At 36.1% G+C, this 12,700-nt stretch carries 16 protein-coding genes; 11 read left to right on the top strand and 5 right to left on the bottom strand.

The window, feature by feature from the left end:
- Positions 1–2 precede the first annotated feature (2 nt).
- Together ACXYMZ_RS15715 and ACXYMZ_RS15710 are read right to left on the bottom strand one after the other, a co-directional pair.
- Entirely contained in the window at positions 3–611 is a 609-nt protein-coding gene (locus tag ACXYMZ_RS15715) for a flavin reductase family protein (protein ID WP_458949355.1), read from the bottom strand.
- A gap of 33 nt (positions 612–644) precedes the next feature.
- The gene (locus ACXYMZ_RS15710) at positions 645–1,076 is read right to left on the bottom strand and encodes a MarR family winged helix-turn-helix transcriptional regulator (protein ID WP_458949354.1); all 432 of its coding nucleotides are present in this window, start codon (positions 1,074–1,076) and stop codon (positions 645–647) included.
- 225 nt (positions 1,077–1,301) lie between these two features.
- Here ACXYMZ_RS15710 and ACXYMZ_RS15705 point away from each other — a divergent pair, with 225 nt between their 5' ends.
- Both ACXYMZ_RS15705 and ACXYMZ_RS15700 read left to right on the top strand, forming a co-directional pair.
- On the top strand, positions 1,302–2,072 hold the full coding sequence (locus ACXYMZ_RS15705) for an SDR family NAD(P)-dependent oxidoreductase (protein WP_458949353.1): 771 nt from the start codon (positions 1,302–1,304) through the stop codon (positions 2,070–2,072).
- Between the two features lie 43 nt (positions 2,073–2,115).
- The gene (locus ACXYMZ_RS15700; protein ID WP_458949352.1) at positions 2,116–2,238 is read left to right on the top strand and encodes a hypothetical protein; all 123 of its coding nucleotides are present in this window, start codon (positions 2,116–2,118) and stop codon (positions 2,236–2,238) included.
- Here ACXYMZ_RS15700 and ACXYMZ_RS15695 read toward each other — a convergent pair.
- Together ACXYMZ_RS15695 and ACXYMZ_RS15690 are read right to left on the bottom strand one after the other, a co-directional pair.
- Positions 2,235–3,020 (bottom strand): glycoside hydrolase domain-containing protein, encoded by a 786-nt coding sequence (locus ACXYMZ_RS15695; protein ID WP_458949351.1) that lies wholly within the window; start codon positions 3,018–3,020, stop codon positions 2,235–2,237. The genes ACXYMZ_RS15700 and ACXYMZ_RS15695 overlap by 4 nt on opposite strands.
- Positions 3,021–3,146: 126 nt before the next feature.
- A complete protein-coding gene (locus tag ACXYMZ_RS15690) occupies positions 3,147–4,718 on the bottom strand; it encodes a Vga family ABC-F type ribosomal protection protein (protein WP_458949350.1) in 1,572 nt (523 codons plus the stop codon).
- Positions 4,719–5,569: 851 nt separating this feature from the next.
- Between ACXYMZ_RS15690 and ACXYMZ_RS15685 the strand changes: the two genes are divergently transcribed.
- The 5 genes from ACXYMZ_RS15685 (at position 5,570) to ACXYMZ_RS15665 (ending at position 9,049) form a co-directional block, all read left to right on the top strand.
- The gene (locus ACXYMZ_RS15685; RefSeq protein WP_458949349.1) at positions 5,570–5,902 is read left to right on the top strand and encodes a PadR family transcriptional regulator; all 333 of its coding nucleotides are present in this window, start codon (positions 5,570–5,572) and stop codon (positions 5,900–5,902) included.
- Positions 5,899–6,528 (top strand): DUF1700 domain-containing protein, encoded by a 630-nt coding sequence (locus tag ACXYMZ_RS15680; RefSeq protein WP_458949348.1) that lies wholly within the window; start codon positions 5,899–5,901, stop codon positions 6,526–6,528. The genes ACXYMZ_RS15685 and ACXYMZ_RS15680 overlap by 4 nt, the downstream gene beginning before the upstream one ends.
- A 110-nt stretch (positions 6,529–6,638) precedes the next feature.
- Entirely contained in the window at positions 6,639–8,099 is a 1,461-nt protein-coding gene (locus ACXYMZ_RS15675) for a DUF4153 domain-containing protein (RefSeq protein ID WP_458949347.1), read from the top strand.
- A gap of 19 nt (positions 8,100–8,118) precedes the next feature.
- Complete coding sequence (uppS, locus tag ACXYMZ_RS15670) at positions 8,119–8,835, top strand: polyprenyl diphosphate synthase (RefSeq protein WP_458949346.1); 717 nt, start codon at positions 8,119–8,121, stop codon at positions 8,833–8,835.
- A 37-nt stretch (positions 8,836–8,872) separates the two neighbouring features.
- Positions 8,873–9,049, top strand: coding sequence for a hypothetical protein (locus tag ACXYMZ_RS15665; RefSeq protein WP_458949345.1), 177 nt, complete (start codon positions 8,873–8,875; stop codon positions 9,047–9,049).
- Between the two features lie 328 nt (positions 9,050–9,377).
- On the opposite strand, the gene ACXYMZ_RS15660 is transcribed toward ACXYMZ_RS15665, so the two are convergent.
- The gene (locus ACXYMZ_RS15660) at positions 9,378–9,821 is read right to left on the bottom strand and encodes a YaiI/YqxD family protein (protein WP_458949344.1); all 444 of its coding nucleotides are present in this window, start codon (positions 9,819–9,821) and stop codon (positions 9,378–9,380) included.
- 164 nt (positions 9,822–9,985) lie between these two features.
- Here ACXYMZ_RS15660 and ACXYMZ_RS15655 point away from each other — a divergent pair, with 164 nt between their 5' ends.
- Genes ACXYMZ_RS15655 through ACXYMZ_RS15640 form a run of 4 tightly spaced genes read left to right on the top strand, consistent with a single transcriptional unit; the run spans position 9,986 to position 12,680 of the window.
- A complete protein-coding gene (locus ACXYMZ_RS15655; protein WP_458949343.1) occupies positions 9,986–10,366 on the top strand; it encodes a GntR family transcriptional regulator in 381 nt (126 codons plus the stop codon).
- Position 10,367: 1 nt separating this feature from the next.
- Positions 10,368–11,258 (top strand): ATP-binding cassette domain-containing protein, encoded by an 891-nt coding sequence (locus ACXYMZ_RS15650; protein WP_458949342.1) that lies wholly within the window; start codon positions 10,368–10,370, stop codon positions 11,256–11,258.
- Complete coding sequence (locus ACXYMZ_RS15645) at positions 11,245–11,991, top strand: hypothetical protein (protein ID WP_458949341.1); 747 nt, start codon at positions 11,245–11,247, stop codon at positions 11,989–11,991. Before ACXYMZ_RS15650 ends, ACXYMZ_RS15645 begins: the two co-directional genes overlap by 14 nt.
- Positions 11,988–12,680 carry a hypothetical protein gene (locus ACXYMZ_RS15640; protein WP_458949340.1) on the top strand — a complete coding sequence of 231 codons (693 nt, stop codon included), beginning with the start codon at positions 11,988–11,990 and terminating at the stop codon, positions 12,678–12,680. Before ACXYMZ_RS15645 ends, ACXYMZ_RS15640 begins: the two co-directional genes overlap by 4 nt.
- The last annotated feature ends 20 nt before the right edge of the window (positions 12,681–12,700 follow it).

The following is a 12,700-nucleotide window of genomic DNA, read 5'->3' as shown; positions in this document are numbered from 1 at the left end:
TTTCATTTTGGTCTTTCTATGCTGAAAATTTCTCCGATCTTTGCATAATCATGTCCTGCAAGTCGGCTAACTGCTTTTAGTTCATCATAATTAATTCTGCCATCTTCATAAATCGCTTCTGCAATATGGAACTTTTGGATTCTACCTATGATGTGGTCTGTGGTGATTTTTCCTTCTGGTCCTAGTTCTATTGCTTTTTCTAGCTTGCACTCATATCGAGCTTTGGCATTCTTTATAGCTGGTACGCTTATTGTATCGCTTGAGACCATTTCTAAACTTGTATGGTCAATCTCATTTTCTTCAGGAGGTAGGTTAGCGGAGGTTTTATTGATTTCTCCAACATTATTTTCATCAACGATATGGATGACGAATTCACCAGTTTCCAAAATATTTCTTGCAGAATCTTTTAAAACGCCATTTTTGCGTTGAAAAGAAATAGATAACATTGGTGGATCTGTTGCAGCGATATTAAAATAACTAAAAGGAGCTGCATTGATTACTTCAGCTTTGGACTTTGTCGTTACAAAAGCAATTGGGCGTGGAATAACTGTACCAATGAGTAACTTATAATTTTCTCTTTCGGTTTGGTCATTCGGGTCAAAAGTTAGCATATAAATTCTCCTTTGATGAACAAAAGATATTTGTTAAATAAGTTCGCCTTTTTTACCTATCGCTTTCACGGTATCAATGAGAACTTGCTTATTTTCATCTGGTATATCTGTAAATAATTCCTCAATCATTTTTTGATGTTTCGGGAAAATTTCATTCATTACTTCATTACCCTTTTCGGTAATTTCAATGTAAACAACGCGTCGATCATCTTTACAATGAATACGTTGTAAGTAATTATTTTTTTCCAATTTATCAATGACATAAGTAATGGATCCTGTATTGATAAGAACTGCTTCAGAAATTTGCTTTATTGTTTGTCTACCTTTGTGGTATAATGCTTCCAAGATAGCGAAGTCAGAAGTTTTCATTCCGTGTTCTGCGATATCCTTCTTCACTAATTCCTCTAACGTTTTTGAAGCCTTCATAATTACAACGAAAGCTTTAAGTGATAGATTTTCACTCATAATGATTCTCCTTTAATATAATTAATATGAATTAATATATCTTTAATTAATTATATTATAGAGCTTCATTCAGCGTCTGTCAAGATTTTCAATCCTCATTGATTCTTTCCAAAAAATATTCACTTATACTCAAAAATCCATACGGCTCAAGGGCTTTTGCTTGAAATGGAAATTTCTAAGATATAGAGTTAAAGGTGACTTAAATATAGATGGAGGCTGATTTTTATGACATTTCCCGTATTAGAAGGCAAAGTCGCAATCGTAACTGGTGCAGCAATGGGGATGGGTAAATCAACAGCAGAACTTTTTGCTGAAGCAAAGGCAAAAGTAGTTGTTGCAGATTTCAACGAAGAAAAAGGTCAAGAAACAGTAGACACAATTAAAGCTGCTGGTGGTGAGGCATCCTTTGTAAAAGTAGATGTTTCTAACGGCGAGCAAGTTAAGGCAATGGTTCAATTTGCAGTAGATACGTATGGCAGACTCGATGTTGCAGTAAATAACGCGGCTCTTACGCCAGATGATAAGCCTGCAGATGAATTTGATGAGGACTACTGGGATCGTCTCATGTCTGTTGACTTAAAAGGTGTAGCATTAAGTCAAAAATATGAATTACAACAAATGAAAAAGCAAGGTGAAGGCGGATCAATCATTAACATTTCATCTGTAAGTGGATACCGTCCACAGCCTGATAATATCGCTTATGTAGCAGCAAAACATGGAGTTGTTGGTGTTACAAAAGTTGCAGCTTTGGAAAATGGAAAATACAATATCCGTGTAAACTCTGTGGCTCCAGGCGCAATTGATACACCAATGCTACGTGGTGCATTAGAACAATTTGGTTTGGATGAGGAATCATATGCTCCACAGCTAAGTTTACTAAATCGATTCGGACAAGCTAGAGAAATTGCAGAAGCAACACTATGGCTAGCATCAGATGCATCTTCCTATGTTACTGGAACGACAATTCATGCAGACGCTGGTTATACGAGCAGATAAATTTTATGAGATATGTAAAGCCTGGAGGATTTCCAGGCTTTTTGTGTGCCCGAATTGGGGGAATGCTGAAGTTGTCACGGAAAAAGCTGAAGTGGACACAATTTATGCTGGAGTCTTCACAGCAAATGCTGAAGCGGACACACAATATCCTGAAGTTCACAATTAATTACTCCAAAGCATATCCAACATCTCTCCATCAAATAAATTTGTGTCTATATTACATGTCTCTGCATCGATAGCGTATTGCCAGCCGATGACTTGTGCGTTATCTGGTGCTTGAGGGTTATAATCTGGAGCATTTTCTTGTGTAGTTATTTCCTCTTGAGGATAAGCTGTCCAAACAATTGTGTTCTCTTGTGTCTCAGTGTCCATTGCTTGATATGCTTCCATTAATTCACTACCTTCATTGAAGACACCATATATTCCAGGCACATAAATGGAATCTGATAACGTATCATACCATCCTTCCATAAAAGCAGAATCTACTGGATAATTTGGCTCGATATCTCCAAATATGGCCACATCTTCAGGTACCCCTAGATTTTCAACAAAATTAATCGCTTGATTCGCATGTTCAACGCCGTGTTCATATCCTCGTGCATCATTTACATGGTTATATATAACGAGGATTTGAATATTATTTTCATGAAGAAAGTCTACCTCAGCTTGATCCAACCCAAAGGAAACACCCTCGCGATCCTCGAGATAGCGCCCCCAAACTTCAGGTTCACCAAAATTATCAATTACACATTGATAGAGATTTTCATCCGTGTAGCTTGCCGAATCAACACCCCAGACTATTTCAGAAACTGTGTCATTCTCATCAACTTCACCATTTCCATTTTCTTCTGGTGGAGCTTCCACTTCAGTATTAAAAAACACATGTATGGTAAATGGGATGGCAATAATGATAACTCCTAAAAAAATGAGTAATAGCGTCCTGTACATAAGTTTCCTCCTCTCATATATATACAGCAGTATATTAATGGAGAAGTGGACATGTGTAGGCACAAAGATAAAAAGTCCCTTTGACATACAGTAAATTTCTGAATGCCAAAGGGTAAAAATAAATCATTATTCGCTTTGTAATTCCCGCTTTTTACGTAATAATTCTTGAAATTCCTGTTCAAGTTCTTCAGTCGGTGAAAGACTCAATTTACCAAGGATTTCTGTCATTTTATTTTCAATAACAAGTAATGCCTGTTCGTTACTGTCCGTTTGTGGCTGTGGTTCATAGGTTTTAAACTGTTTATAACTACCTTCAAACGTAACGAGCTCTTCATCATCAATTATAAATATACGGTCAGCAATTTTTTCAATAAATGCACGGTCATGAGAAACAAGAAGGACGGTACCTTCATAGCTGACAAGGAGGTCCTCCAAAGCTTCCACAGCATCAATATCTAGAAAATTCGTCGGCTCATCTAAAATGAGCATATTAGTGTCGCTGACAAATAGTTTTGCAAAAGCAACCTTCACACGCTCCCCACCACTTAGCACGCCTACAGGTTTATAAACATCATCACGGTAGAAATGTAGCCTCGCAAGGATCGTTCTAACAGTTGTCTCATCTTGAATAGAGGTTCTTAGCACATTTTCTAGAATTGTTTTTTCCGTATTCAGAATATCGAGATTCTGACTGAAGTAGGCAAACGTAACAGCAGGGGAGATAGAGATACCAACATCTGAGTTCAAGATTTTCTTTATCAAAGTAGTTTTTCCCGAGCCATTATTACCGATAAGTGCGATTTTATCGCCGCCTTTAACATGAAAATCTGTACTTTTCCATAAGATACGATTACCAATTTTACCAGGAACATTTTCAGCACGAATAATGAATCGTCCGAGTAGTGAGCCTTGATTAGGTATATCCATTTTAATTTGAGGAAGTTCCCTAACCTTTTCTACTTTCTCCAATTTATCTATCCGAGTTTCAATTGAACTCGCAACTTGTTGGAGCTTCTTTTGTTTCTTTGCAAAATATGGTTTAGCACCAATAAGTCTTGCTTCTGAATTACTCACATTCTTCGGTTTTTTTGTTGCTCGCTGTGCTTTTTGCTCTTTTCGTTCTAAAGCATTTTCTAATTGCTGTTTCTTTTGGATATAACTTTCGTAGGCAGCTTCTTGCTGTCTGATTTTAAGATCTTTTTGCTCTATAAAATCGGAATAATTTCCTTTGTAAACATTTAATTCTCCATTATCAAGCTCCCAAATAATATTGCATATAGCATTTAAAAAAGCTCGATCATGTGAAACAACAATAATAGCACCTTGAAAACGTTGGAAGGCGCTTTCTAGTTTTTCAATTTTTTCCGTGTCCAAATTCGTTGTTGGTTCATCCGCGAGTAGTAAATCTGCCTTTTCGGCCAAGGCATTATCAATATACTTCTGCGTAATTTCACCACCACTTTTGGTTGTTGTTGAATCTTTTAATTGTGGGAGGAGAGTTACGGATGCATCTTCAGTAACACTCCCACTAGTTGGTGATTTCTTTCCAGCAAGAATTTCAAGTAAACTTGTTTTCCCTGTTCCGTTTTTTCCAACAAGACCAATGCGATCTTTCACTTGGATTTGCAAATGTTCAATTTCAAAAAGTGTACGGTCACTAATTTCATATTTTATTTGTGAAATCTCTTTAATAACCAAATCACTCAACCCCATTTCTGGGCATAAAAAATACCCCTAATAGCTTTCTGAATAGGAGTAAGACAAATAAATATAAAAGTCCTAGTAGCAGACTCTGTTCGATACGTCCGTTAAAATAAAGCATCGAAAAAGGCAAGATTAAAGTAAAAAAACCTTAAGCTTCAGGAACGTACAAGAAACATCTATTCATCTAATCCTATTCTGAAATTAAAAATATGCATACAAAATGAGCAGGAAAAATCTGCGTATCTGTAATGCTTTTTACTTTTAGTTTCGTATATAAATAGGATTAGTTGCGCATGTTCCCTTGGTTCACCCTTTCGCATTTATTTAATTTTATTGTAACAAAAAGGAACGAAAAAAGACACCCTCATACTTCGAGGATGCCTTCTTTCTCCTCTGTAAATTACCAGAGGGTGCACGCGGAAAATTTTATTTCCATATTCATTTTTCGTGAGGACGGAACTACCTATAACCCGTCAAGATTTTCATTTGCTGTTTTCTTCACAACAGCGGTCTTTCAAATTGCACTTGCACAAAAAATCACTTTACCTTCATTCATCGTACTACTCTTTAACTCATGTTGGTACCGACGGGATTGATTCCGTCAAAAGCTAATTTTCCGCCAAGGCTGTGCATTTCTCAATTAGAAATCGTTTCTAAGCAAGTTGCTAAATTACAGATGCAAGTTGCCTGTCTGCTCTTTCTAATAGTCGTTCGCCTTGTAATTTTATTATACCCCATTTAAAAAATATGTAAACCCTTTCTTGCAAAAAAATAAAATAAATCTTTACAAATTAATTTCTTTCATTTATATTATAGGTACCTAATTATTCTAGGTAGGTGAGAAAATGTTTAATAGAGAACTTGTTAAAGGCAGTACTTCTATATTGGTATTGCAATTACTCAATGAGCGAGATATGTATGGCTATGAACTTGTGAAAGAAATGGATAAACGCAGCGACCATCATTTGCAAATGAAGGAAGGAACGTTGTACCCAGCGCTTCATAAGATGGAAAAGCAGGAATATATCGAGCACTATTGGAAGAAGCAAGATAAAGGACCTGATCGTAAATACTACCGAATAACTGCGGAAGGTATTGAAATTCTTGCTGAACGTACAACAGAATGGCATCGTTATGTTCAAGTCATGAACAGTCTTATTGGAAAGAATGAAACATGAATGATGAGGCAGCACGTTTTCTTCGAGAATTAAAAGAAGCACTAGCTGATGATCCCAATCGAGATTCTATTATGATGGATTATACGATGCATGTAGAAGAATTTTTATCAGAAAACAACATAGAAAAAGATATTTACGAAACGTTAGTTGAACGCCTAGGTTCACCGCAAGAACTAGCAGAGCTCTGGCGTGAAGAAAAAGCAGTTACTCCAAAAAAGATGCAGCGACTTTTTGTTTTTTTAAATATCGTAATCTTTATTGGTGGGGCTATTTTAACAATTGGTTACAATGTTTTGGAATGGCAATGGCTAGACAGTTTATGGAGCGCTTTAACAGAAGCGACAACGATTATTATTTTAATTTATATATTTTTCTGGGGACTGCTAGGCTATGAAATTGGCAAAGCTTTCGGTGCTCGTGGAAAAAGAATTCTCATAAGAACTTTTCTAATTTGCATTATCCCAAACTTATTATTGATGTATCTAATCGTTTTTCGGATGATACCTGCTGATTGGTTTGGATCGTTATTGGATTCGACTTTTGTCTTACTATGTATTATATATACAGCAATTCTTTATCCAGTTAGCTGGTTAGGCTATCGTTGGGGAAAAAAGGCATCTGTTTAAAAATGGGCTGTCTGCAGAATAGCTTTCAGTCCAATGAAGAATAAATCACTTACCTATGTACATAGAATATCTATATACATAGGATATCTATGTATAGGGGCGGTTTGTGAATGAAGAATAAAACGAGACAAAAGGATTGGATCTTTCTTATTGTTTGTCTAGGGCTCGGCCTCTTAGCAGAAATCAGTTTTTTTCATGGAAGTATAGGGGTTTCATATGTTGTATTTGTAGCAGCATTTTATCTAGTTTTATTTATGCGATTCGGCTTTAATTTTGAACACCGCCGCATTGGATTATTGCTTATGGTAGGTATTTGGATATTAGCAGGTAGCTACTTATTTTATGACAGCACTGTTTTTCGGTTATTTAACATAATCTTGATCCCGGCAATTGTGTTTTTTCAAATTGTTCTAATTACGAGTCCAAAAAGTTTGAACTGGAGTAAACTTTCTTTTGTAAAACTTGTAACAGGAAAATTGTTGGATATCATGAATTATCTCGTTCACTACTTAAGTGTTGTCACAAGACGTTTGATAAGAAGGAATAAAAAAGAAAGTCGAGGGATCGTTCGCCAAGTCATTATTGGTGTCCTCGTTGCTTTACCATTATTATTCATCGTCATTCAACTATTGATGTCTGCAGATGCTGCATTTGCGGAAGTTATCCAAAGAATATTCTTTTTGCGACTTGAATTTAACGCAATTGACTTTGCTTTCCGACTTGCTTTTGTGCTTATAGCGGCGTTATTTTTCTTTTGTGTGTTTAAAGTATTAGGAAAAACAACGAAGCGAGAATTGGATATTCGAAATACAGAGGATAAAAAGAAATGGCAGGCAGTTATAGCGATAACAATTTTAACGATGTTAAATCTCGTATATCTTCTATTTATTGCTGTTCAATTTAACTATTTCTTTAGTGATGGATTGCAAGCAGGTTTCACGTACGCAACATATGCTAGACAAGGATTTTTTGAGCTTTTAGTTGTGACGTTGATTAACTGGACTATCCTTATAAGCTTTATGAAACGAACAAAAACAGATTCACCTAATTTAAAACTGGTATTAAAAATACTATATTCAGCAATAATTGTAGCAAGTGGAGTATTGCTGATGTCAGCCTTCATACGTTTGAGTTTATATGAAGAAATGTATGGCTACACAATTGATCGATTACTTGCACATTCATTTATGCTATTTCTAATTGTTGTTTTTGCTTATACATTAGTGCGAGTTTGGCTAGAAAATTTACCGATTTTACATTTTTATTTGATAAGTGGTTTTATTTTCTATGTAGCATTAAACACAATTAATCTAGAGGAAATTATCGTTGAAAATAATTTAGAGCGTTATGAAGAAACAGGAAAGATTGATATCTATTACTTCAATTATATTGGTGCTGAGGGGATTAAAGGCTTGGTTACACTATATGAAATCGATCCAGAATACCCTGAGTTGGAGCAGCTGTTGCGAGAAAATAAGGAGCAGCTAGAATATAACACAGACGAATCGTGGCAAAGTTATAATTTCAAAAGAGAAGAAGCAAAAGAATTATTAAAAGAGCTTGAGCTCTAACCTATTTGGAGGTGGAATCATGGACGTGAAGATACCGCGACATGTCGGATTGATAATGGATGGAAACGGAAGATGGGGAAAGGCGCATGGCACAACAAGAAGTCAAGGCCATTATGCTGGAGTTCAAGCAATGGAAAAAGTCATTGACGCAAGTATTGATAATGGAATAGAAGTATTAACTTTATATGCTTTTTCCTCTGAAAACTGGTCGCGCTCGAAAGAAGAAGTGAATTATTTAATGCGACTACCCATTCGCTTTTTTAAACAAAAGTTGCCAGCGTTTATGAGACGAAATATTAAAATAGTTGTATCTGGTGATATCGATGAGTTACCTGAAGCAACAAATCGAGTGTTAAATAAAGCTATTTCTGAAACTGAAAATAACACAGGTTTGGTAGTGAACTTTGCTTTTAATTATGGTGGCAGAGTAGAAATTATGAAGGCAATGCAAGGTGCGATCCAGGAGGCCAGGGAGAAAGGTCTTGAAATGTCGGAAGATCTATTCGAATCTCATTTATATACAAGTGAGTTGCCTGATCCCGATTTGATTATTCGTACTGGTGGGGAGCAGCGGTTAAGTAATTTCCTGCTCTGGCAATGTGCGAAGGCTGAATTGTATTTTACTGATATCTATTTTCCTGATTTTGGTGAGAAAGAATTGCAGCAGGCTTTAGTTGAGTATCATGAGCGGAAAGCTGTTTATGACTTTGCAGATATATATAAGACAGCAGAATAACAAATGACGGGCAACAAACCTTTAAAGGGGTGGGGAAATGGGCTTTTGGTACTTTTTGATTTTATTCTTAGGAATATTTTTAGTAATTCAAGGGCTTCGAGGCGATAAAAAATATAGCTTGGTAGTTGAAGGCACTTTATGTATTGCCTTCTCGATATTTATGTTTTCTCCAGGAAGCGCTGAAATTATTTCGGAGTTATTTAATTTAGGGTGAGTTGAGGTAAATGATTTTTTTAAACGCAGAGGATGTTATGGCCTTTGCGTTTTTTTTGTGTGGAAATGGGCTGATTTTTGGTGAATCGCCGATGTTCATAAGAAAGTCGCCCAAGTTCACAGTAGACTCGCCCAAGTTCACAGGCAGGTTACCTGAAGTTCACAATTCAGTCGCCGAAGTTCACAAATAAACCCTCGGATTTCTCTAATCTATTATCAAAATAACAGGGGAGAGTGCTTTTGTGGTTCAAAAAGTAATCAGTTTAGGGGAAATCCCGATATGGACACAACTTATCCTGATATCCACAAATCAACTCTCACTCATCATCTCAACCCTGCTCCAACACCCTCACAAACTTCCTCCGAAAAATTTCTTTATCCTCATTCGTAAACGCCTTTGGTCCTTTGGTTCGCTGGCCTGCTTTTCTAGCTTGGGCACTTAAATACCGACTCTGTAGCATCTCATCAATATTTTCATTCGTATACATAAATCCCTTATGATGCATGACGAAGCAATTCTTTGCGAGCGCAAGAGAAGCTAGTCCATAATCCTGTGTGATGACGAGATCGCCTTTTCTGATAAGCGCCATGATACGATAGTCTGCTGCTTCTTTGCCATTATCAACATAAATGGTTTCTACCCCAGCTGGATACTCTTGAAGGGAAAAGTGAGAAATACTCGTCACCAAAACAACTTCAAAATCTCGCGAAAGAGCTTCTTTTATAACAATATCTTTAACTGGACAAGCATCCGCATCAATATATATTTTCATATTTCATTACTCCTATCAAAAATTTCTTTCCTTTAGCATATCAAACCTTATAACGAATATCCTGTCATTTAATAATTATTTGTTCTAAATACTATTGTCAAAATATAAAAATTAGTATATAGTACATTACATGAGTAATGCACTAAGTAGAAGGAGGTGCGCTCTTGGTTTTACAATTAAATAGCGGAAAGCCAATTTATATTCAAATTGCTGAGTGGATTGAGACGGAGATACTGAATGGTAATTTAAAAACAGATGATAAAGTGTATTCGCAATATCAACTTGCAGAAATGTTCACCATCAATCCAGCTACCGCAGCAAAGGGCCTAACCTTGTTAACGGATGAAGAAGTATTGTATGGAAAGCGTGGACTCGGTAAGTTTGTGACGAGTGAGGCGAAAGCAATTATTACAAATAAAAGAAAGAACGAGAAACTCAAAGGTCTCATAGAAGAAGTAGCGCTTGAGGCAGGGAGACTCCATGTTAGTGATGAAGAAATATTTGCGATGTTAAAATCTGCAATTTCGAATCGGAAGGGGGATTAGCATGCAGGTCATAACGTGTGTTAATTTAACGAAAAGACTTATAGATAGAAATGCATTGAATCAACTTAACCTCACAATTGAGGAAGATACCATTACTGGTTTAATCGGGAGAAATGGAGCGGGAAAAACAACATTAATGAAAATCCTAGCTGGCTATTGGCAGGAGACTTCAGGTACGGTAGAAGTTTTTTCAGAACGACCATTTAATAATTTGACTGTTTCGGCTAATTCTATTTATATCGATGATCTGATGAGTTTTAGTGAAAACTTAACCTTAAAAGATATTTTGGATGAAGCAGAGAGGGCATATCCGAAATGGGACGCGAAGCTTGCAAATCGTTTATTTAATTACTTTGATTTTCATCCAAATTCGAAGCATCGTGCATTATCGAAAGGAAAAAAGAGTACCTTCAATGTTATTATCGGTCTTGCTTCTAGGTGTAAATTAACGATGTTTGATGAGCCTACAACAGGAATGGATGCTTCGGTGAGGAAGGACTTTTACAGGGCCTTATTGAAAGATTACTTAGCTCATCCACGGACGATTATTGTATCAAGCCATCACTTAGAAGAAATCGAAGACATATTAGAAGATATTATTTTGATTGATAATGGAGAGGTTTTCTTACATGAGTCAGTTGATGAAATAAAGGAATATGCGAAAGGCATTTCTGGTAGAACAGAGTTGTTACTGTCGCTTCTCGCGAATGAAGATGTACTGTACAAGTCGCAAGCAGGAGTTAATATGACATATGCGGTCGTAAAAGCAGATAGCCCAGTTCTGGAAAAAGTAAAACAATTTGATATGACAGTAGAACCTGTCACACCAAGTGACTTATCTATTTATTTGACGGCAAAAGCAAAGGGAGGCATTGATGATGTCTTTAAGTAAAATTAGCTCTGCCACAGTAATTAAAAATCAATTTCAATATAAATTAAAAGCTTATATGGGAGTATTTACTTCGCTTGTGATGTTACAAGTTGTTGCCTTTTTATTGTCACTCGGTGGAAATGGCGGAGGAATGTCTAGCGGGCAAGGTTTAGAGATTAATGACACGTACTATGGAATATTTAATGTAATTGCTTTTACAATGCTCTGGGGATTTATCCAATCGATTCTTATGACAACAAAAACAAGCTGGGAAGATTCTTTTCCATTTGTAGGTAATCGATTTACGAATGACATATCAAATATACTATTTTTATTTTTAGCTAGTTTGATAGCGGGAATCTTTACCGTTTTAACTGCATTTACCCTTAGAGTCGTTATCTATTATTTCCTTGACGTGAAAATTCTTGCTGGGAATAACTTCTTGTTAACTGGAGCAGAAGTCGGCATTGGAATCTTAACGCTTACTCTACACTTATTTGTCTTTTGTTCCATGGGATATTTGTTAGGAACAATTACAAGAATGCATCGTTTAATGCCAATTTTATTACCGGTCATTATTGTAGGTATTATTATAGCTTTGGTACAGGCAAATTCGGATTTAATATTGCGTTATATCACTTTTTATTTTGAAGAAACTAATCCTTGGTTGTTTATGATTAAAACAGTGTTTACTTCTCTAATACTGTTTGCGACTGCTATTCTTATCTCAAGTAGAACGGAGGTTAGAAAATGATGAACATATTTATTATTCTCGTTATCATCGTTGCATTCGCTGCTGTAGCTAGTAGATTAGCGTATAAAGTTAACGTCGGTCGTAAGGGTTATTGGTTGGTCGGAGGTTATGCCATCATTTTAATCGCTTCTGTCATCTTGTACCTATTTATTCCGAAAGATGAATTCGAAGCAGTAGAGAAGTTATCAAATGATGATTCAAGGATAGATATTACTCACAAGGTTGCATATCGTGATCAGCCAATTGATGACTTTGAAAGATTCGCAGATAAAGAGTGGACATTCGAAACACCACAGACTGAAACTATTTATCTGGATATGGATTCTTACGATTATCATATTCCAGTTTTGATTAAGGAAGTAGAAGGTTCAACCTCAATCGATGTAACGCTTTATCATGTAGAATCACAATATAAATTTGAAGAATTAAGGACTCCATCCGAAGAGTTGGAGTTAACATATGACAAAAGTACGAATCGGCTTTGGATTATAACTCCAGGCACACGTTACTTTAATTATGCTACCGTAGCTAAAGAATTCCCTTTTACACAGCTTAGTTCAAGAAATGCGGAAGAGTATGTATACTATCCACCAGACTTCTTTTTAGAGGAATTGGTATTGTATTTTGAAGTACCACAAGGATTAAATCTAATAATCGGTGAGGCTGTGTATTATGAAGATATTGATTAGTAGAAACAAAGAGGGGTTCA

It is taken from the genome of Oceanobacillus sp. CAU 1775 (genome assembly GCF_054482815.1).
Note: the sequence above shows the minus strand (reverse complement) of the source record. Positions and strands in the feature narration are given on the sequence as shown.